The sequence below is a fragment of the Vibrio ponticus genome (assembly GCF_009938225.1).
In the GTDB taxonomy this organism is placed as follows: Bacteria; Pseudomonadota; Gammaproteobacteria; order Enterobacterales; family Vibrionaceae; genus Vibrio; species Vibrio ponticus.
The window spans coordinates 2,805,363-2,826,443 of the sequence record NZ_AP019657.1; the positions used below are offsets into that span (position 1 = coordinate 2,805,363).

Sequence of the window (21,081 nt, forward strand, 5' to 3'; positions counted from 1 at the left end):
AAGCTATAAATTACACTGGAAGCAATGTGAGCAATGTCGTGTCAAAAAGAACTTGTGTAAGTCCGTTAAGTTCTGTGTCATCACTAAATCCAATCGGTTGAATCTGGTAAATCAACGTCCTTGTGAACTTTCCTCATTCCCTAAGACGAGATTAATAATAATGATTCTCATTTAACTCGTCAACATCTAAATGAGAAAAAATCTCATTTATTTTTTACAACCTAGTTAAGTAATTGTTTTAAATTAAAACAATGCCATTTTCGTTAATCAAACTTCAGGCAATAAAAAAGGTCAGCATCGCTGACCTTGCAAAACTGAATAAACGCTTATTCGCCATTACGTAGATATTGAGCTGCTTGGCTGTTCTCTTCAGCAAGCCACTCAGCAACGTCTTTAGCAAAGTAAGTCAAAATACCATCCGCGCCGGCACGCTTGAAGCATAGCAATGATTCCAATACGGTTTCGCGCTCTTTCAGCCAACCATTTTGAATCGCAGCTTTGTGCATCGCATACTCGCCAGAGACTTGGTAAGCAAATGTCGGAACTTGAAGCTCAGATTTCACACGGCGAACAAGATCAAGATATGGCATACCTGGTTTCACCATCACCATATCTGCACCTTCATTGATGTCCATTGCCACTTCATGCAAGGCTTCATCACTGTTGGCAGGATCCATTTGGTAGTTCTTCTTGTTGCCACCTTTAAGGTTAGAGGCTGAACCGACCGCATCACGGAATGGACCGTAGTAACTTGATGCGTACTTAGCTGAGTAAGCCATAATTTGCGTATTGATATGACCGGCTTCTTCTAATGCTTCGCGAATCGCACCAATTCGACCATCCATCATATCGGAAGGTGCCACCACATCCGCACCCGCTTCAGCGTGTGAAAGCGCCTGCTTGATCAATACTGCTGTGGTTTCATCATTCAGCACGTAGCCTTCTTCGTCGATGATCCCATCTTGACCGTGAGTGGTGAACGGATCCAACGCAATATCCGTGATCACACCGATTTCTGGCACATGTTCTTTAAGAGCACGAACAGTACGCTGAACCAAACCCTCAGGGTTGTATGCTTCTGCCGCACAAAGGCTTTTCGCGTCTTGGTTAACGACTGGGAATAGAGCGATCGCTGGCACACCTAGTTGCGCTAGGTATTGCGCCTCTTCAAGCAGTAGATCAATCGACAAACGCTCAATACCTGGCATTGATTCAACTTGTTCACGACGATCTTTACCCATCAAGACAAACATTGGGTAGATCAGATCATTCACAGACAGTTGGTTCTCTGCCATAAGACGACGGCTGAAATCATGTTTACGCATACGGCGCATACGGCGCGCTGGAAATTGACCTTGGATGGAAACTGACACTCTATTCTCCTTCAATCTGGTGAAAGTGCTTGTAGAGAATGATATCACTCTCACTTCATCACGCTAGCGCCAATAGCGAAAAATGCAAAAAATGACCTCGGCTTCACACTGCCGTATACTCATGCCATCAGTGATAAAAGAGTACTACCATGATCGATACCCATGCGCATATTTACGCGAGCGAGTTTGATAACGATCGCGACCAAGTGGTTGAGCGCGCGCTAGCTCAAGGCATCAGTAATATTTTACTGCCAAATATTGACCTTGACTCTATCGAGCCAATGTTGGCGACGGAAGCCGCCTATCCGCAAATTTGCCGCTCAATGATGGGCTTACATCCATGCTATGTCGATGGCAATGTCGAGCAAACTCTTGCCACCATCCATAGTTGGTTTAGCAAACACTCTTTTATTGCCGTAGGTGAAATTGGTATCGACCTATACTGGGATAAAACCTATAAAGCTGAACAAGAGCATGCATTTGTGACCCAACTTAATTGGGCGAAAGAGATGCAACTGCCAGTGGTGATCCACACCCGTGATTCGATTGAAGAAACCTTAGCACTGCTGGAAAAAGAACAAGACGGCTCACTGAGCGGCGTGTTCCACTGCTTTGGTGGCAGTGTAGAAGAAGCCAAAGCGATCAACGATCTTGGTTTTCATTTAGGCTTAGGGGGCGTATCGACGTTTAAAAATGGTGGGATGGATAAAGTGATCCCGCACTTAGATATGAACTACGTGATTTTAGAAACCGACTGCCCTTATCTCGCGCCTGTGCCTCATCGCGGTAAACGCAATGAGCCCGCTTATGTTTCCTTAGTCGCCGAGAAAGTTGCAGAGCTCAGAGAGCAGAAATTAGACGAGATTGTCGCAATAACCAACAAAAATACCCATTCGTTGTTTAATATTTAAGAAAAAAACTACAACAAGTTTCATTAAACTGTGTAAAAAGGTGATCTGTACCAAAAACATTGCATTGCCACTAATTTAGTATTACTCCCCTCAGAAGTAACCGAGGTGACTAAAATGTGCGACCATGCTAAGTACTTACAAAGACAGCACCGTACGTTTTGGCAAAAGTTATTGGGCATTAAAGAAGTTTACCGATGCTCGAATTGTGGACATATCACTAAAATTAGGTAATTACTTGTCGACTGTACTGCTGCTAGCGTTCGAAATAAAAAAGGCTTGCCACTTGGCAAGCCTTTTTAGCATTTTGTGTCGAAAACCTATTGGCTTTCCTCTTCGCTTTCATTCTCGTCTTCATCTTTGCGTACATAGAATCGCGCAAAGAACAAACCGACCTCAAACAACAAACACATCGGGATAGCGAGTAAGGTTTGCGAAATCATATCTGGCGGCGTCAGTAACATACCAACGATAAACGCAATCACGATGATATAAGGGCGCTTTTCACGCAGGCTGTCTGGGTCCGTCGCACCCGTCCAGCAAAGCAAAATAATCGCCACCGGAACTTCAAACGCAATACCGAAGGCTAAGAAGAGCGCCAAGACAAAGTCGAGATAACTCGAGATATCGGTGGCAAACTCAACGCCACCAAGCGAAATGGCAGTAAAGAAGCCAAACACCAGCGGAAACACCACAAAGTACGCAAACGCCACACCTGCATAGAACAAGAGTGAGCTTGAGAACATCAGCGGCATAATTAAACGACGCTCATGCTTGTACAATCCTGGTGCGACAAATGCCCATACCTGATAAAGGATAACTGGCACCGCAACAAAGACTGAAGCAATTAAGGTCAGTTTAAGTGGGGTAAAGAATGGCGATGCAACATCGGTTGCAATCATTGTCGCCCCTTCAGGCAACTTATCAACCAGTGGCTTAGATACAAACTCATAGATGTCATTTGAGAAGTAAATTAAACCAACAAAAACCACCAGCACAGCCAAGATTGCACGCAACAAGCGGTTTCTTAACTCAAGTAGATGGCTGATTAAAGGTTGTGTCTGCTCGACAGAGGACATATCAAACCTCATTCAAAAAGATCAAAAAGGAGCTACAGTTACATTGCAGCTCCTCACGATGAGACTACTCGGCTTTCTTATCTGCAGGGGCAGTGCTCTCAGTAGAAAGTGGCTTAGTTTCCACCTCTACCTTGCTGGTCTCTGTAGCCTTTTGAGCATAGGGACGCTGCACCTCTTGCGCCGCTTTCTTGAGTTCATCCACTGAAGACTTCAATTCCGGAGATAGATCTTCCATCCCCATCTGTTCAGCTTTGCGAAGGTTCTCTTGCAGTTCTTGGATCTTGAGTTCGTGATTGATTTCATCTTTCACGTTGTTTGCCATGCTTTTCGCAGATGAGATAAAGCGCGACACACTGCGAATTGCGTGTGGCAAACGTTCAGGACCTAAAACGACGAGCGCGACGACAGATATTAATACCAGTTCCCAAAAACCGATATCAAACACGTGTTATGCCTGCTCTTTGTCTTTCTTAGTTTCAGCAGTCGCTTCAGTCTTCTGCTGCTCTAGATTTTTAGGTTCGAAGTCAGCGTCTTTCTTCTCTTGCTGAGCTTCCTCGTCACTCATTGCTTTCTTGAAGCCTTTTACTGCGCTACCCAAGTCACCACCGATGTTACGTAGTTTCTTTGTACCAAACAGCAAGATTACAATCACAGCAATAATAAGAAGTTGCCAAATACTAATACCACCCATTCTTTTTACCTCGGGTTCTATTAAACAAAAATTATCGTTAAAGTCTAACGCCTATCGGCGATAAGCTCGCCAACTGAACAACCAAAATGTGACACCCGCAATAGCACTGGCTGTCGATAGTTGTTCATAAGTGCTGTTAACCAATATTGCCGAGCATACGACTAATGTGGCACCAACACCAAATAAAAATTTACCGGTTGCCTGCTGACGCTTCGAGTCACGGTAACCTTGATAAAGCTGATCCATACGCTGATTCAGCGCTTTGCCTTGTCTGAGGCTGTCATAAAGCAGCTCTGGCAGCTCTGGTAATTTTTCCGCCCAAAACGGCGCGCGATCTTTCACCGCATTGATCACCGCTTGTGGACCCACTTGATTCATCATCCACGTTTCTAAGAAAGGTTTGGCTGTCGCCCACAAATCAAGTTGTGGGTATAGTTGACGACCTAAGCCTTCCACATAGAGCAGCGTTTTTTGTAGCAAGACCAATTGCGGCTGCACTTCCATCTCAAATCGGCGCGCGGTGTTAAATAGATTCAACAACACATGACCAAATGATATTTCACACAGTGGTTTAGCAAAAATGGGCTCACACACAATGCGAATCGCAAATTCAAACTCGTCGATATTGGTTTCACGTGGAACCCAACCTGATTCGACATGCAATTCCGCCACACGGCGATAATCGCGATTAAAGAAGGCTAAGAAGTTTTCTGCTAAGTAGCGTTTGTCATCACTATTTAACGTGCCGACAATGCCACAATCCAAACCAATCCACATCGGATTTTCAGGATGCTCAGGTTTAACGAATACGTTGCCTGGATGCATGTCTGCATGGAAAAAGCTGTCTCGGAATACTTGGGTAAAGAATACGCTCACACCACGCTCAGCCAATAACTTCATATTGGTGCCATTGGCTTCTAAGCCAGCGATGTCAGAAACCTGAATACCGTAGATACGTTCCGATACCATCAAAGATTCGCTGCTAAAATCAGGGAATACTTCGGGTACGTACAGCTCTTCACTGCCTTCAAAGTTGCGGCGCAACTGAATCGCGTTTGCCGCCTCTCTTCTTAAGTCTAGTTCATCAAGCAGAGTCTTCTCATACTCGCGAACCACCTCAACGGGTTTTAAACGACGTGCTTCAGGCAGCGCCCTCGCGACTATACGCGCCATGCGATACATCAGTTTTAGATCTGCATCAATCACAGGGCGAATATCCGGTCGGATCACCTTTAAAACGACTTCTTCTCCACTCTCTTTTAGACGAGCGGTATGCACTTGAGCAATCGAGGCAGACGCCAGCGGCTTGATATCGAAATCGGTAAACCAGTTTTCCAGCGGACCACCAAGCGCCAGCTCCATCTGCTGCTTAGCCAGTTCACCATCAAACGGCGACACTTGGTCTTGCAACAGCGCGAGTGGATCGGCAATGTGTGGGGGAAACAAATCACGTCGAGTCGACATCATCTGACCAAACTTAATCCATACCGGACCCAACTCTTGCAACGCAAGGCGTAGGCGGTCACCCAGCTCTTTGTCTGCGTGTTGGTTCTTAAGCCAAAACAACCCTTTACGAGCCAATAATGGCGCTTTGGTCAGCTGATGATTGGGCAGTAATTCATCCAACCCGTATTCGAGTTGGACTTTGATGATGCGGTATAGGCGACGAAGTTCAGACGGCGTCATACTCGCTCCAACAGTTGATTCAGTTTCGCTTCCAAACGTGCTGCTTGGCTTTTGACATCATCCACTTGGTCACAGAAATACGCCACTTCAAGTGGTGCTGGCGTGAGCTTCCACTCTTCAGTGATCACCTGACCAAGGTGGTTTTGATGCTTACTCGCTTGCGCTTTAACAAACTGACCAACTTGAGTCGCACCTTTGACTAAGGTATGCGCGACCACATCGCCGGTCACGCGCGATAACCACTCTTCGATATCGGGTTTGCAATCGGTCATCAACTGCGAGAACTTCTGCGCCAGTTGAATATCACCTTCTAAAATCAGCTTATCTTGCTTGATCAGTTTGGTGATATTAGCTTGCTCACGAAGTTCAGGCAATACCGATAAATTGAGCGATAAGTAACAATCAGGCTGCCCTTCATAGTGAGCCAACACATCAATTTGTTGGCTAAAGACAAATGTCAGCGTCTTGTTGAGCTCTTTAAGATGAACTTGAATCACTTGCCCTTTCAGGCGAGCAAGACGACGACCCAATTCCGGGTCATCTTTAATTAGGGTGTTGAGCGTCGTTTCAATAACGGCGGTCACTAATGGTTCGAATGGCATAACAACCCTTTTAGAACTTGTAACCGCGGTGCAATGCAACAATACCGCCAGTTAGGTTGTAGTAACTGGTTTGCTCAAAGCCAGCGTCATCCATCATGCCTTTCAGTGTTTCTTGATCAGGGTGCATGCGAATCGATTCTGCAAGGTAACGGTAGCTTTCTGCATCATTTGCCACTAGCTCGCCCATTTTAGGCAGTAAGTGGAATGAGTACGCATCGTACACTTTAGATAGAGGGTCAATAATTGGCTTAGAAAACTCAAGTACCAACAGACGACCACCTGGCTTAAGCACACGGAACATTGAGCGTAGTGCTTTATCTTTGTCCGTCACGTTACGCAGGCAGAAGCTAATGGTGATCACATCAAAGTAATCATCAGGGAATGGCAATTCTTCTGCGTTCGCTTGTACGTAATGCACATTACCCACTACGCCAATATCACGCAGCTTATCACGACCCACATTAAGCATTGAGTTGTTAATGTCAGCCAACACGACATGACCTTTGTCACCAACAATGCGTGAGAATTTAGCGGTTAAGTCACCAGTACCACCACCAAGGTCAAGTACACGTTGACCCGGACGAGCGCCACTGCAATCAATCGTGAAGCGCTTCCACAAACGATGCACACCACCAGACATTAAGTCGTTCATAATGTCGTACTTTGCTGCTACCGAGTGGAATACTTGAGCCACTTTAGCGACTTTCTCTTCTTTAGCTACGGTAGTGAAACCAAAGTGGGTGGTTTCTGCTGTTTCTAATGCTGTATTTGACTGCACGCTTGTATCCGTCATTGTGATTCCTCTTCGAGCAGCTCAATAAAACTCTTCATACGTCATAGGTCTGAGCTGCGGTCGATTAGTTTACTTTATCCTCAGCCGGATGTCTTTCTAACTGCGGTGGATTTTCCGCCAAATATTCATTTTCTGACACATCTTGTCCATGCGCGAGTTCTGCAATACTTGGCGAGATTGGGCGTTTCACTTCCACCCCTAGCTGTTTAAAGCTTTCCGCTTGGCGAATCACATTACCTCGACCAGTGGCTAGCTTATTCATCGCACCTTGGTAACTCTGGTTTGCTTTGTCTAGTGCACCACCCAAACCTTCCATATCTTCAACAAACAAACGCAGCTTGTCGTACAGCTTACTCGCACGCTCAGCGATAATCTGCGCGTTCTGATTCTGTCTGTCATTGCGCCACAAGTTATCAATTGTTCTTAGCGCCACCAGCAAAGTGGTCGGGCTAACTAAGATAATATTGTGCTCCATAGCATCTTTAACCAAACTCGGATCCGCTTGAATCGCCACTTGGAACGCCGGCTCAACCGGGATAAACATCAGCACATAATCAAGACTGCGAATCCCTTTAAGTTGATGATAATCCTTATGGCTTAGCCCTTTAATGTGATTACGCAGCGCAAGTAAGTGGTCACTTAGTGCCCGCTCACGATCGTGATCGGTTTGTGCATTAAAGTAACGCTCATACGCCACCAGCACCATTTTCGAGTCAATCACCACTTGTTTATCTTGCGGTAAATGCACGATCACATCTGGCTGATAACGTTTACCAGCTTCATTTTGCAAGCTAACCTGAGTTTGATACTCGTGCCCCTCACGCAAACCCGACTCCGCCAACACGCGCGCTAGCACCACCTCACCCCAGTTGCCTTGCTGTTTATTGTCACCTTTCAGTGCTTGAGTCAGATTAACCGCTTCGCGAGTCATCTGCTCGTTTAAGCGTTGCAGATTTTTTAGCTCATGCACTAAAGTGTGACGCTCTTTGGCTTCCAGATTAAAGCTGTCATTCACTTGGCGTTTAAACCCTTCTAACTGCTCTTTGAGTGGACTAAGCAAACCTTCCAAGCTTTGGCGGTTTTGCTGATCGACCTTGGCGGTTTTAGTTTCAAACAGCTGATTGGCTAAATGCTCAAATTGTTGCTTTAGACGTTCTTCAGCTTTTTCCAACAGTTGCAGCTTCTCTTGGCTTGCCAATTGCGCTTGCTGATGACGCGCTTCTTGTTCACGCAATTGCGATTCCAGTTGCGATTTTTGCTCACGCACTTGAGTCAGATCATCGGCATATTGCTGACGTTCCTGCTTTACCGCCTCGAAATAGCGTAGCTTTTCCATCACCGCCATCAATTTGCCGTGCGATTGTTTGAGTTCGTACGCGGCTTTATCGCGATCTTCATCCAGCTCATCAAGCTCTTGCTGCGCTTCAATAAGCGACTGTTTTAACTGACTGATCTGTGAGTCTGCCAATTGCTGATTGGATTCTAATTGCTGTTCGAGCAGTTGGCTTTCTAAGCTTAATTTTTGCTTTACCCACCAACCGACTGCCACTCCGCTGATTGCGGCGCCACCAAGGGCACTAAATAACACGCTTTGGTTCTCGATAATCCATTGCATAATAAGGCGTTAACTCTTTTCTATTGCTTGCAAATAATGGTATTTCACCACTGGATAAATGTCCAGTTTGTCGGTTAGATAATCAACAGATACACTTAGCTCCCCGTACACTGTGCGAATGGTTCGCCGGGTGCGTTTTTGCTTGCTATATGAAGGAACACTATGAACGAGCGCCGCGCGTTGGGGTTTGGTTTGTCTGCAGTTTTGCTCTGGTCGACAGTAGCCACCGCATTTAAGCTAACTCTGGCTGAATTTACTCCTATCCAAATGCTGACAATCGCCAGCATTGTTTCTGCTCTGGTTTTGATTGTTATCTGTGGCGTACAAGGAAAGCTTGCTTCCCTCTCTGCCGTTTTCCTCTCCAATCCTTGGTACTACTTGCTACTGGGTTTAATCAACCCGTTGGCTTACTACATCATTTTATTTAAAGCTTATGATTTGCTCCCAGCATCGCAAGCACAAGCGATCAACTACAGCTGGGCGATCACTTTGACCTTAATGGCAGCCGTCTTTCTCGGTCAGCAGATCCGCAAGCAAGATTGGATAGCATGTGTGCTGAGCTATTTTGGTGTGGTGGTGATTGCCACTAAAGGCGACATTCTCGGGCTCAATTTTGAAAGCCCGCTTGGCGTCGGATTAGCGCTGCTTTCAACCCTGCTTTGGGCTGGCTACTGGATTCTAAATACCAAAAACAAAGCCGATCCTGTGGTGGGTGTATTGCTCGGGTTTTTAGTTGCTATCCCGTTTGCGATTGGTTTGAGTATTTGGGAAGGTGCCAATTGGAGCCAAATCACCCCTTCGGGCTGGTTAGCTGTGACCTACGTGGGTCTCTTTGAAATGGGCATCACTTTTGTATTGTGGCTCAGCGCATTAAAACTGACGCAAAACACCGCGCGTATTAGCAACCTGATTTTTGCCTCACCGTTTATCTCACTGATCCTACTCGCGACCGTGATTGGCGAGAGCATCCACCCCACCACCTTAATTGGTTTGGTGCTGATTATTGCTGGCTTAGTGATTCAGCAGCTGAAATTTAAGGCTAAATTAGCCACCAGCGCAGAGTGAAAAACGAAAACATAGAGCCACCTTCGGGTGGCTTTTTCGTAGCTACTACGATATCAACCAGGAAAAATTGCACATCAAACCAACAACTTAATGGTTAACTTGGCAGCAGAGTCCAAATTTCAAGTTTTATTTTTGCATCAAGATCTAGCATTTTCGATCAATTTTCCCGACTCGTTAACATCCCAACCATAATCCCCGCGAATCTATTCAACGCATTTATCAATAATAATAAGGAATAATGCATGAGACTTTCGCAACTCTCTCTTTTGATCGGCGGTGTTCTTGCCAGCTCACACGTGGCGGCAGAGACACTTAACCTGTCGCAACTGGGAACCCAAGTGCAACAACAGCTGTTTGCTATGCAGCAACTGGCAACGGATGACAGCAACATTGTCGTTCACCAAGATGGTCGCCGCTTCTTGCAATACCAGGGCAAGCAGTATTGGGTAAACCATGAGAACTTCCCGAAGTTCCCACTCAACGATGCTGGCGGTGAATACTCGACCGCTTTTCCTTTTGTCGACAGTAACTGGGAATACATCGCCTACAACGGTGGTTTCTACTTAATGCATCGTGAACTTGGCGTGATGAACGCTAACGACACCGGCTGCTACGTGGAATATCTGCCTGCAAGCCGTGGTTCACAACTCGAAGACGGCAGTTACATCACTGAGTCCGACATGATTCTGCGCACAGTTATGTCTGACTGTGGCGAGCTGGCGATGCCAAACCTTGAGTCATTCAAAGTTGGTTCTTTGTCTGATATTGGCGTGGAACTGACTTGGGATGAACACCATCCGAGCAATAACTATGTTATCGATCTCACCGCGCGACCAGCCAACAGCTCACCGATCGTTTACCGCTACCGCACCAATGAGCCGGGTCTTTATATCAGTGATTTAGAACCAAACACCCGCTACGAAGTTGAGATTGAAGCGTGTAATGATTTGGGCTGCGCTAAACAACAATTGAGCTTTACGACTTTAGCTGAACGTCTCGCCTACAACGATAGCCGCACAGCAGTAAACCACCTTTCAGGCTCGCTGCGCGCGCACATTAACTTTACCCAAACCCATACCAGCGTGATGCCAAACGGCAACGATGAACTCAATCACCCTAACCTAGTGATGGATCGTGCTGCGCTGCTATTGGTGACCCCAAATCAACCAGCGATTCAGCAGATGTGGGTAGAGGTTGAATTGGATGGAATTAGCCAAGGTCGCTTTGCGCTGCTACCACCGAGTGCCCTGGCCGATACTGACCAACCTGATAACGGTCGCAGCAAAGTGGTCTTCTCTAAATACGCATGGAGCCTACCGCTGCAATGGGATTGGATGAAACCGGGATTATCGCTTAAGTTCAGTGACAACCGTGGTCGTGAAGGCGTACTAGCGCAAAATGATTTAGTCTTCGCTGGCGCGCCAGAAATGGTGATTCAGAACATCGATATCGGTATGTTGGTCGAACCACGCGATCAGTACGAAATGATCGACCGTATGCCTGAACTGGCGACAGACTACTTCCAAAAAATTCCAGTCTCCAAGCTGGTCATGGCAGACTACACACCACTGCACCTACGTAAAGTTACGCTACCCAATGGCAAGGTTTACACCAGAGCCAGCGAATACGACAACCCTGGGGTTTACGCTGGTGACATGCGTGAATACATTGGTAAGCGTCTGATTTCAATGGGTATCAATAATGCGAACTTCGGCATCGTTGACACCGCGGGTGGTAGCGCACACTGGGCTCGTCCATTTAGCCATATTACTGCGCACAACAACCGCGGACGCTACCTAGCCGAAGATGAAGATGGCAACATCACCTCAAGTGTTATCCACCATGGTTTAAGTGGTGGCGGCGGTATGGTGACCTTAAGTGGTACCCGTGGTAACGAATGGTCACACGAGCTGGGTCACAACTACGGTCGTGGTCACCATCCGAAAAACGCCTCAATCCACGATATGGAATCTGGCTGGGGTTGGGATGCGCGCTATAACCGCTTTATCGGTAACCTACACTGGTCTGATGCGGCGCAAACCGTGACCAATACCAATAGTGGCGAGAGCGTTGAACCCTTTGCTGATCAATTCCGCTTTATGCGTGAAGCGATGGGTGGCGGTGAAAGTGCACGTACTGGCTTGATCAGTAACTACACCTTAGAGCATCCCATTGCCGCACGCGTAACGCAAAACTGGTTTAATGGTGCGAGCAACGTCGATACCAATAGCGCAACGGGCTACTCAGCGTGGGATCAAGAGACTCAACGTTACGTCGAATCTGCAACCAATCAACGCGCAGTCAGTGAGAAAGGCGTTCCGGTGATCACCGTACTTGGTATCTACGACCCAACTGAAGCGAATCCAAGCCAGATCTACCCACTGATCTATTCAAACTACGGCAACCTGTTTGAATTGCCAGAGCCGAGCAACATCCCAGCACAACGTGAAGGCTGGGTCGCTGCTGATACGATTACTACCGAAGATCGCCTCAACACCGAATGGCAAACCATCAAAGTGGACAATCAGTGGTTGCCACTGTGTCAGTTTAGCTACACCAGCCAAGGTGGTACGCAAGCTAACTTTATTGGCTATGAAGACGGTGAGCAATGCCGTGTAACCAGCGAAATGGTTTGGCATATTGATGGTCAAACAGAAGTGCCGGTCTCTGAATCGCTACAATACCAACTGCTGGCAAGCAAAGGCGAACTGGTCGGCAATATTACTTACACTCCAACCCCTGAGCTGGGTGAAATGACGCTGTGTAGCCTCAATAAGCCAGGTACCGGTCACGATGGTGCGGGCTTCCTTGCAGACAACAAGTGTAAGCAAATTGATGGCATGAAGCACAGCAATGGCGCACTTTGGGCTTACGCAACTCACCAAGGTGGCATTGACCAATACCAAGTTGAATCACAGAAGCAGTGTCAGCTAGTGGTTGAGAACCAAGATGGCTCGGTCGATAAGATTGCACTTCATGGCAAACGCTACAGCAGCGGTGAAAGCAACAAGTTCCACCTCAATTTACCAGCGGAACGTCACCCAGAGCGCATCAGTATTGAATGTGCAACCACACCAGGCAGCGAGTCTATTCTCGATACGGTACTGACGCCACGTAACCCAGCGGCAGACGAGTTAGTCGGTCCGGTGATTGTGGGACAAGAAAACGGTTACCGAGATTTTGATGTCGACATGCCGAGCGGTTGGATGGCTCATAACGAGCAATTTAATCCAGAGGAACTCACGGCAAATCAACGCAGCTACTTGGCAACCATGCGCTTAGGCGAAAAGTCTGAGTATGTGTGTCGCTTCCCAATGACGATCAATGGCAACGAAAAACTATTGCATGGTTACGTGGAATCATTCGGCAACGGTGACTACCAATGTACTGGCGGCAGTGACATTACGGTGCGTGATAACCAAGGTGAACGTGAAATGGTTTCAGAACTTAATCAGTTTGAATGGCTGTCACTGTATGACCGCAGCCAAGTGGGTGCACCTGTGATCGCTTCACCACAGTCTAATGCCACTTTGTGTAGCCTAACTAAAGGTGGTGAGTGGTATGGGGTTGGCTTCGTTAATGCCGGTGGTCAATGCGTACAAGAGCCAGAAGTTTACTGGTCTAATGGCAACCAATGGATTTTCTCTAGTGGTTATGCCGTACATCAATACCGCTAATCACATTTAAAACCAATAACAAAGGGCGCCTCGGCGCCCTTTGATTTAAGAAAATAACTTAACGATTAAACGTGCTGCCCAGCAACAAAACCAGAGCTCCAGCACCATTGGAAATTGTAACCGCCCAACCAGCCAGTCACATCCATCACTTCACCAATAAAGAACAAGCCCTTCACTTGCTTACACTCCATGGTTTTCGACGACAGATGATCGGTATCAACCCCACCTAAAGTCACTTCTGCGGTTCGGTAACCTTCTGTACCATTTGGGGCAATCTGCCAATTCTCTAAGTACTCGGCGATCTGCTTAAGCTGCTTTTCATTGAATTGTTTAAGCGGTTTGTCTTCCAACTCTTTACGCTCAATCATCACTTCAACTAAACGTTTCGGTAGCACTTTCGCCAGCGTGTTTTTCAAACTCTGATTAGGGTGCTTCTCTCTTGATGCGGTAAGCAATTGCTCAACGTCTGCTTCTGGCACTAGGTTGATAGTCACTTGCTGACCAGCTTTCCAGAAGGAAGAGATTTGCAACACCGCAGGACCTGATAAACCGCGATGGGTAAATAGCAGCGCCTCTTTAAATACCGTGCCATCTTGGGCGGTAATCTCAGCCGGAATCGCGATACCTGACAGCGTTTCGAAATCTTCTTTATCTTGCTTATGCAGAGTAAACGGCACTAAGCCTGCGGTAGTTGGCACCACTGGCAAACCAAACTGCTCGGCAATCTTGTAGCCAAATGGTGTTGCACCCAATTTTGGCATCGACAAACCACCAGTTGCCACAATCAATGACTGACACTCAATCTGATTGGTATTGGCATGCAAACTAAAGCCTTGCTCGGTTTGCTCTATCTGATGAATATCTTGCTGGTAGCGCAACTGAACTTTGGCATTCTGACACTCATCAAGCAGCATGCTGACGATTTGCTTCGCTGAATCGAGACAGAACAACTGACCATGATCACGCTCTTCAAACTCAATCCCATATTTGCTCACCATTGAGATGAAATCCCAGTTGGTGTATTGCGAGAGGGCTGATTTAACAAAATGAGGGTTGCGGCACAGGTAGTTATTCGCACTGACATCATAGTTCGTGAAGTTGCAGCGACCACCGCCTGAAATAAGGATTTTACGCCCCGGCTTTTTCGCATGATCAAGCACCAATACTTTGCGTCCACGCTTGCCTGCCTCTGCGGCACACATTAATCCAGCAGCACCGGCACCTATAATGACGACGTCGAACTTCTCACTCATGATGACTTACTCAAACAACTCTAAACGCAATAAAAAAGGATGTGCAATTTTTGCACATCCTTGCTAATCGAGGCGCTATTCTAGCGATTCTTTTTCTGATTGCCAATTAATCAGCGTTGCGCCACAACTAAGTGGCAACTCAAGCTAGACAATCAGCGCTTCGGTATTCAGAGGATAAAGGCAGCCAGCAGCGTGACACCAATCAAAGCCATCGTCAGGATGAAGAGCTCTCTGACGCGAGCGCACTTAGAAGTAAAGACCGGGTCATGGTGATGGTGATACTCTTTGGTCTTGAGATAAGAGTAGAGCTTGAATTGCTTGCTCACATTGCCATGGGTGGTAAAGAAGCCACCGCCGTCGACCTGTTGATAAAGCAAAGGATGAGCTTCTCGCATCACATAAATGAGTGAACGCAACGCGGTCAGATACCTAGCTAGATTCACTAGAGTAACCAACATAAGTACGAATAGAATGGTGTCTGCACTGATCATCTTTCCTCCCTACACCTTCTATACATGCCCGAAGAAAAGACGATCCGATTAGAGTGTCTTTGGCTGTTAACTAAGCAGCCGGGGCATCCATAACAGAAGATGAACCTTCTTTTGCTAAAGCTGCCAGATCTTTATCAATAAAGAACAGTGCTTTACCGTCTTCACCAACAAGTTCTAGCTTATCTAATATCCCTTTAAATAACTTCTCTTCCTCGTGCTGCTCTGCAACGTACCACTGTAAGAAGTTGAATGTTGAGTAGTCTTGTGAAGTAAACGCAACATGAGCCAGCTTGTTGATTTTTTCAGTAATCATTTGCTCGTGCTCATAGGTTTCACGGAATACGTGACCAAGGCTCTCAAACTGGTGCTGAGGCGCTTCTATCGCCCCAAGAATCGGCATTGCACCGGTTTCACTCACGTAAGTGAACAAACGCTGCATGTGCTCCATCTCTTCTACGGCGTGAGCGCGTAAAAATTCAGCCGCGCCATCGAATCCTTTATCTTCACACCAAGCACTCATTTGTAAGTATAGATTGGATGAAAAAAATTCGAGGTTAATTTGTTCATTCAATTGATCAACCATTGCCTGTGACAGCATGTTCAACTCCTAATATTCCTGCAAGTAACTAAACTATAACACGATCCTTAAAGAGATATGAGATCGCTCTAGCATAATTTTTAGACGACCAGTGCTAACCTTAAATCAAAGTCATAGAGGAGATAGCATTATGAGTTATCAACATATTTTAGTTGCAATTGACCTGTCTGAAGACAGCAAACATTTGGTGGAAAAAGCTGTCTCTTTAGCTAAGCCGCTTAACGCAGATGTCTCTTTTATCCATATCGATGTGAACTATGCCGAATTGTATACCGGACTGATCGACATCAATATGGCAGAGACGCAACATAAAGCGACCGAAGCCTCTCAACAGCAGTTACAAAACCTGGCTGATCATGCTGATTACCCGATTAAGCACACCTTGGTGGGCAGCGGCGACCTAGGTAACGAACTGTGTGAAAACATTGGTGAATACAAAGTGGACTTAGTGGTGTGTGGGCACCATCAAGATTTTTGGAGTAAGTTGCTCTCTTCCACGCGCCAATTAATAAATTGTACGCCGGTCGATTTGTTGGTTGTACCACTCAAGGATTGATCGCACTGCGAATTAATCTCGTTTAGACTGACGGCTGGTATCATTCATGGGTATGGATTATGGGTTATCTATCAGCCGTCACTTTGCTGTGGGCATTTTCATTTAGCTTGATTGGCGTTTATCTTGCTGGTCAGGTTGATTCTTGGTTTTCAGTGTTAATGCGAGTGGCATTAGCAAGCGTCGTGTTCTTGCCTTTTATTAAGTTTAAAGGTGTCAGTAAATCACTGATCAGCAAGTTGATGGTCGTTGGCGGCTTTCAGCTCGGCTTGATGTACTGCTTCTATTACCAATCTTTTTTACTCCTTTCCGTACCAGAAGTACTACTTTTCACCGTCTTTACGCCCATTTATGTCACGCTAATTTACGACTTACTCAAAAAGCGTTTCTCACCTTGGTATTTAGTCACGGCAGCCATCGCTGTCGCTGGCGCTGCCGTAATTAAGTTTGCCGGCATCAATGAAAACTTCCTAATCGGCTTTTTAGTGGTACAAGGTGCTAACCTGTGTTTCGCCATCGGTCAGGTCGGTTACAAATACATTATGGAAACCGAGCAAGTGGAATTGCCGCAACACGCAGTCTTTGGTTATTTCTATCTCGGGGCTCTGGTCGTCGCCACCATCGCCTTTACGCTAATGGGTAATGTAGACAAGTTACCGACTACTAACACTCAGTGGGGTATCCTTATCTATCTTGGTTTAATTGCTTCTGGTCTCGGTTACTTCGCGTGGAATAAAGGAGCGACGATGGTTAACGCAGGCGCGCTGGCAGTCATGAATAATGCACTGGTGCCAGCAGGACTTATCGTTAATATCGTTATTTGGAATCGAGATGTCGACTTGCTGCGCTTAGGCATTGGTGGTGCGATTATCATGCTGTCTTTGTGGGTCAATGAAACCTGGGTAAAACGTCGCGTCGCGCGTGATTACGCTTCGGCTTAGCTTAATCGCCGCTTATCACACCAGAAATAAATAGCCCGCGATCATCGCGGGCTATTTATATTTGTACAACGTTGACCAATTAATGCATTGCATGTTGAGAAGCAGGCAAGCCACTTACTAGCGTCAACTGGTTGAGACTCATATTGGTCTTATTAAATTGCTGTTCGAGTTTCTGCTGTTTACGCAGTAGTTTCTGCTGCTTATCGACCGTCTTCTTGAGCTTTTTGAAGTACTTCTTCTGCTTCTTAGCCTGCTTCTTGGCTTGTTTAAGCTGAGACTTACTGAGCGGAGATTGACCAAGCAATGATTCGCTAGACTCAACTTGTGCAGTAAGCAGAACGTCACTCTGCTGAGGTAAAACACTTTTCTCTTCTACCGCTACGGGCACGTCAAGATTCACCGCTTGTAGCGCCATTGGCTTACACAATAGATTTTTATCTTGTGATGCCCGTGCACATGAGCGACAGAGGTATTTTGGCGCTGCGACAATACGTTGAATATCACTCAACTGCTGCGCAATATCGTGACGATTCAATTTACATAAGCGCTTACTCATACTACCACCTCAGCAAGAATACGAATTATTATTACTAAGATATACATGCAGTATCAAGTTAGCGCAAGCGCAAAATGTTTCTCAATGTGGCAAAAGTGATAATTAACTCATTGACGCCTTAACGTAGACATCAAAGCGATTTTTCTTAGTCTCTATCGCCATGCTCGGTTTTTGGTTGTCTAGCCACTCAGCATAGTCAGGACGTTTTACTACCACACGTTTCGTTGCCAAAGCCAACGCCGGTTGCAATAGCGCGTCTGCGTCATTATCAGCGCCGACTAAAGACTGAAACACGCGCATCTCTTTTTTCACTAAAGCACTTTTCTTTTTGTTTTCTGGGTGTGGATACATTGGATCAAGGTAAACCACATCTGGCGCAACAAAATTTGGGTCATTGACCAGATCACTCAATGCATTATGACTTGAAGCGTGCACAAGAGACATGCGCTCAGAAACCCATTCTCCAATTTCAGTGTCTTGCTTCGCTCGCGCTAGTCCATCATCGAGTAGCGCAGCAACAACCGGATGGCGCTCGACCATTTGCACTTTACAACCGAGTGATGCGAGAACGAATGCATCACGCCCTAGCCCCGCCGTTCCATCAAGCACGGTTGGTGTAGCACCTTTATTTAAACCTGCTGCTTTTGCGATTGCTTGCCCTTTACCACCACCAAATTTACGGCGATGCGCCACAGCGCCTGAGACTAAGTCGACATAAATCGCACCCAGTTTAGGCTCATCTAGCTTACGCAGTTCAAGTCGCTGTTCGGTCAACACTAAAGCAAACACGCTCTGCTCATCATGTTGTAACCCCCAACGAGCTGCAATTTCATTTAGACGTTCGGTTTGGGTTAGGTCTTCACACACAAGTTGTAGTTGCAAAAGCGGGCTCCATTAAAGCGCAAAAAAGAAGTTTGAAGTTTAGCGGATTTTATCGCACTAGCTAAAGGGAAACCTTTCCTTCATAGTAGTATTATTCACATACACTAGGTTCAGCTAGAACGAATTGACTACGATGGGAAAAGCAATGCAGGTTCAGGCAAACAAACTGGATGATCTTGATAAAGCCATACTGAAAACCTTAATGGCTGATGCGCGAACACCTTACGCTGAAATGGCGAAAAAATATAACGTCAGCCCAGCGACGATTCACGTTCGAATTGAAAAGATGAAAGCTGCGCAAGTTATACAAGGCACTGAAGTGATCGTTGATAGTAAAAAGCTCGGCTACGATGTGTGCTGCTTTATCGGTATTAACCTCAATGCAGCTCGCGACTATCATTCAGCACTGGAAAAACTCAATGCTTTGGAAGAAGTGGTCGAAGCTTACTACACCACTGGGGCATACAACATCTTCGTCAAACTGATGTGTCGTTCAATCGAAGAGTTGCAATATGTGTTGATCGACAAGTTGCAAGCCATTGATGAAGTCCAATCAACCGAGACACTCATCTCGCTGCAAAACCCGATCAATCGCAATGTAAACCCATAAAAAAAGCTCGCTAACTAGCGAGCTTTTTAAAATCTGTTTAGCGTGAAGCTAAGTACTCTTTTAACTCTTCAACAGAGATACCTTGCTCAGAGATCTGTTTTGCTAGCAGATCCACTTGTTCGTCTTTGCGCGAGGCAATCACTTGTTGAAAATGGTAAACGATATCTCTCAGCATTGGCAGCGGAACTTGTTTCGCTGCGCTTTGAATGCGCTCGCCACTTTGGTTGCCTAATTCATTAAGCAATTTACCAAACATAACTTTTTCTGGAGAACTGTCCAGTTGCTCCAATAATCGAGCCATCTCGTACGTCGTTAGAGACATGTTTTTCCTAAAATCCACCAGTTAAAAAATCAAAGGCTAAATATACACCGTTTTTGTAACTTGGCATAGTTGTCGCCCAAATCTTGGCAATATTCCAACAATTAATACGTCGCAGCTTGGTGCCAAGCTCGCGCAGGTTTAGTAAACAGCAGCAAGAACCAAGGCAGAACAATCAGCATCTGAATCGCGATCATCACTTTCGGTTCTAAACCTGATAGCTGGATGATACCGATCACTAAACCAGAACCGCTCATCTGGAACAAGCCTAATAGCGCCGCTGCCGTGCCCGCTTTATCGCCAAACGGCGCCAACGCTTTGCCTGCGGCTGCGCCAAGAATCCAAGCAAAGCCAATCGATGAAAGAAACACAGGAAGCATGAAAGCGATTGGACTCGCAATGTCGGCTAACGCTAACATCAATACGCCAGCCACCATCAAAATAGCCAAGCCAATTAATAGTGTAGCTCGCGTTCCCAATCTATCCATGCATTTTGGCGCCGTCATACTCGCGGTGATATTTAATGCTGCATTGATGCCAAACCAAAACGTAAACTGGTTCATATCAAGACCTAACTCGCCCATCAAGACCACTGGAGCAGAAGTCACATACGCAAGAATCACTGCCATTGCCAACATACATAGGCTGGCATGGAATAAAAATGAAGGGGTTTGCAAAATATCGAGATAACGACTGAGACGGAACACTGGTTCTTTGCTTACCTGTGGGTTGCTCTCTTTCATGCTGGTAAACAACAAAGCGAAGACAACCAAGGCATATAGCGCCATAAAGCTAAAGTTACTGCGCCAGCCAAACTGCTGAGTTAACCAACTACCTAAAATAGGCGCTAAAGCGGGAATAAAACAGATTGCGCCATTAAGATAACTGATCATTCGTCCGCTCTTTTCAGGACCAAATAGATCGCGAACTGTTGCAAAGGCTGCTACCGATGTCGCGCACGCACCTAAGCCTTGTAGCATACGAGCAACCAGCATCCACTCTATGTTTTGAGCTCCCCACGCCAATAGAGCGCTCAAACCGTAAATACCAATGCCACCCAATGCAACAGTTCGACGTCCGAGTTTATCCGCCAAGGGACCAGCAAATAACTGACCTACGCCCATGGCAAATAAGAACCAAGTAATCGTTCCTTGAGTTAATGCATGTTCCACGTGAAACGCTTCAGACATCAAAGGCAATGCCGGCAAGTAGATATCGATGGCTAAAGGGCTAAACAGCACTAACAGGGTGAGCAGTGCCATTTGTGATTTTTTAGGGGTGTATGAAGTATGCATTGAAACAACTAAACGATTAACTAATGAAATTGGCGCTAGTCTAAGTTAGGCTAGATATTACTTCCAATGACATTAAATCATCTCAGTTATTCTA

General features: G+C 46.1%; 21 protein-coding genes. 6 read left to right on the forward strand and 15 right to left on the reverse strand.

The features are described from left to right. Window positions 1–326 precede the first annotated feature (326 nt). A complete protein-coding gene (hemB, locus tag GZN30_RS12635; RefSeq protein WP_075647716.1) occupies window positions 327–1,373 on the reverse strand; it encodes a porphobilinogen synthase in 1,047 nt (348 codons plus the stop codon). Window positions 1,374–1,522: 149 nt separating this feature from the next. Between hemB and GZN30_RS12640 the strand changes: the two genes are divergently transcribed. Then, on the forward strand, window positions 1,523–2,284 hold the full coding sequence (locus tag GZN30_RS12640) for a TatD family hydrolase (RefSeq protein ID WP_075647715.1): 762 nt from the start codon (window positions 1,523–1,525) through the stop codon (window positions 2,282–2,284). Between the two features lie 317 nt (window positions 2,285–2,601). Here the strand turns inward: GZN30_RS12640 and tatC are convergent, their stop codons facing one another. The 7 genes from tatC to rmuC form a co-directional block, all read right to left on the reverse strand. Beyond that, on the reverse strand, window positions 2,602–3,360 hold the full coding sequence (tatC, locus tag GZN30_RS12645) for a twin-arginine translocase subunit TatC (RefSeq protein ID WP_075647714.1): 759 nt from the start codon (window positions 3,358–3,360) through the stop codon (window positions 2,602–2,604). A 64-nt stretch (window positions 3,361–3,424) separates the two neighbouring features. Beyond that, on the reverse strand, window positions 3,425–3,805 hold the full coding sequence (tatB, locus tag GZN30_RS12650) for a Sec-independent protein translocase protein TatB (protein WP_075647713.1): 381 nt from the start codon (window positions 3,803–3,805) through the stop codon (window positions 3,425–3,427). Between the two features lie 3 nt (window positions 3,806–3,808). Continuing rightward, window positions 3,809–4,051, reverse strand: coding sequence for a Sec-independent protein translocase subunit TatA (gene tatA, locus GZN30_RS12655; RefSeq protein ID WP_075647712.1), 243 nt, complete (start codon window positions 4,049–4,051; stop codon window positions 3,809–3,811). 51 nt (window positions 4,052–4,102) lie between these two features. Then, window positions 4,103–5,737 carry a ubiquinone biosynthesis regulatory protein kinase UbiB gene (ubiB, locus tag GZN30_RS12660; RefSeq protein ID WP_075647711.1) on the reverse strand — a complete coding sequence of 545 codons (1,635 nt, stop codon included), beginning with the start codon at window positions 5,735–5,737 and terminating at the stop codon, window positions 4,103–4,105. Continuing rightward, entirely contained in the window at window positions 5,734–6,339 is a 606-nt protein-coding gene (locus tag GZN30_RS12665) for a ubiquinone biosynthesis accessory factor UbiJ (protein WP_075647710.1), read from the reverse strand. The genes ubiB and GZN30_RS12665 overlap by 4 nt, the downstream gene beginning before the upstream one ends. A 10-nt stretch (window positions 6,340–6,349) precedes the next feature. Then, window positions 6,350–7,132, reverse strand: coding sequence for a bifunctional demethylmenaquinone methyltransferase/2-methoxy-6-polyprenyl-1,4-benzoquinol methylase UbiE (gene ubiE, locus GZN30_RS12670; protein ID WP_075647709.1), 783 nt, complete (start codon window positions 7,130–7,132; stop codon window positions 6,350–6,352). A 64-nt stretch (window positions 7,133–7,196) separates the two neighbouring features. Continuing rightward, entirely contained in the window at window positions 7,197–8,747 is a 1,551-nt protein-coding gene (rmuC, locus tag GZN30_RS12675) for a DNA recombination protein RmuC (protein ID WP_075647708.1), read from the reverse strand. A gap of 162 nt (window positions 8,748–8,909) precedes the next feature. Between rmuC and GZN30_RS12680 the strand changes: the two genes are divergently transcribed. Both GZN30_RS12680 and GZN30_RS12685 read left to right on the forward strand, forming a co-directional pair. Next, the gene (locus GZN30_RS12680) at window positions 8,910–9,812 is read left to right on the forward strand and encodes a DMT family transporter (RefSeq protein WP_075647707.1); all 903 of its coding nucleotides are present in this window, start codon (window positions 8,910–8,912) and stop codon (window positions 9,810–9,812) included. Between the two features lie 242 nt (window positions 9,813–10,054). After that, on the forward strand, window positions 10,055–13,489 hold the full coding sequence (locus GZN30_RS12685) for a M66 family metalloprotease (RefSeq protein WP_075647706.1): 3,435 nt from the start codon (window positions 10,055–10,057) through the stop codon (window positions 13,487–13,489). A gap of 65 nt (window positions 13,490–13,554) precedes the next feature. Here GZN30_RS12685 and GZN30_RS12690 read toward each other — a convergent pair whose 3' ends face one another. The 3 genes from GZN30_RS12690 to ftnA all read right to left on the reverse strand — a co-directional run bounded on the left by GZN30_RS12690 (window position 13,555) and on the right by ftnA (window position 15,831). After that, window positions 13,555–14,742, reverse strand: a complete 1,188-nt coding sequence (locus GZN30_RS12690) for a BaiN/RdsA family NAD(P)/FAD-dependent oxidoreductase (RefSeq protein ID WP_075647705.1) — start codon at window positions 14,740–14,742, stop codon at window positions 13,555–13,557. 167 nt (window positions 14,743–14,909) lie between these two features. After that, a complete protein-coding gene (gene uspB / locus GZN30_RS12695) occupies window positions 14,910–15,233 on the reverse strand; it encodes a universal stress protein UspB (protein ID WP_075647704.1) in 324 nt (107 codons plus the stop codon). 70 nt (window positions 15,234–15,303) lie between these two features. Continuing rightward, complete coding sequence (gene ftnA / locus GZN30_RS12700; RefSeq protein WP_075647703.1) at window positions 15,304–15,831, reverse strand: non-heme ferritin; 528 nt, start codon at window positions 15,829–15,831, stop codon at window positions 15,304–15,306. 130 nt (window positions 15,832–15,961) lie between these two features. Here ftnA and uspA point away from each other — a divergent pair, with 130 nt between their 5' ends. Both uspA and GZN30_RS12710 read left to right on the forward strand, forming a co-directional pair. Then, window positions 15,962–16,387 carry a universal stress protein UspA gene (uspA, locus tag GZN30_RS12705; protein WP_075647702.1) on the forward strand — a complete coding sequence of 142 codons (426 nt, stop codon included), beginning with the start codon at window positions 15,962–15,964 and terminating at the stop codon, window positions 16,385–16,387. A gap of 59 nt (window positions 16,388–16,446) precedes the next feature. Further along, a complete protein-coding gene (locus GZN30_RS12710) occupies window positions 16,447–17,325 on the forward strand; it encodes a carboxylate/amino acid/amine transporter (RefSeq protein ID WP_075647701.1) in 879 nt (292 codons plus the stop codon). 79 nt (window positions 17,326–17,404) lie between these two features. Here the strand turns inward: GZN30_RS12710 and GZN30_RS12715 are convergent, their stop codons facing one another. After that, window positions 17,405–17,881 (reverse strand): hypothetical protein, encoded by a 477-nt coding sequence (locus tag GZN30_RS12715; RefSeq protein WP_075647700.1) that lies wholly within the window; start codon window positions 17,879–17,881, stop codon window positions 17,405–17,407. 102 nt (window positions 17,882–17,983) lie between these two features. After that, window positions 17,984–18,763, reverse strand: coding sequence for a class I SAM-dependent methyltransferase (locus GZN30_RS12720; protein WP_075647699.1), 780 nt, complete (start codon window positions 18,761–18,763; stop codon window positions 17,984–17,986). Window positions 18,764–18,908: 145 nt separating this feature from the next. On the opposite strand from GZN30_RS12720, the gene asnC reads away from it, so the two are divergent. Continuing rightward, window positions 18,909–19,373 (forward strand): transcriptional regulator AsnC, encoded by a 465-nt coding sequence (asnC, locus tag GZN30_RS12725; RefSeq protein WP_075647698.1) that lies wholly within the window; start codon window positions 18,909–18,911, stop codon window positions 19,371–19,373. A 37-nt stretch (window positions 19,374–19,410) separates the two neighbouring features. Here asnC and tsrA read toward each other — a convergent pair whose 3' ends face one another. Both tsrA and GZN30_RS12735 read right to left on the reverse strand, forming a co-directional pair. Further along, window positions 19,411–19,695: an H-NS-like global regulator TsrA gene (gene tsrA / locus GZN30_RS12730; protein WP_075647697.1), complete on the reverse strand. Its 285-nt coding sequence runs from the start codon at window positions 19,693–19,695 to the stop codon at window positions 19,411–19,413. 101 nt (window positions 19,696–19,796) lie between these two features. Further along, on the reverse strand, window positions 19,797–20,987 hold the full coding sequence (locus GZN30_RS12735) for a multidrug effflux MFS transporter (RefSeq protein ID WP_075647696.1): 1,191 nt from the start codon (window positions 20,985–20,987) through the stop codon (window positions 19,797–19,799). Window positions 20,988–21,081 lie beyond the last annotated feature (94 nt).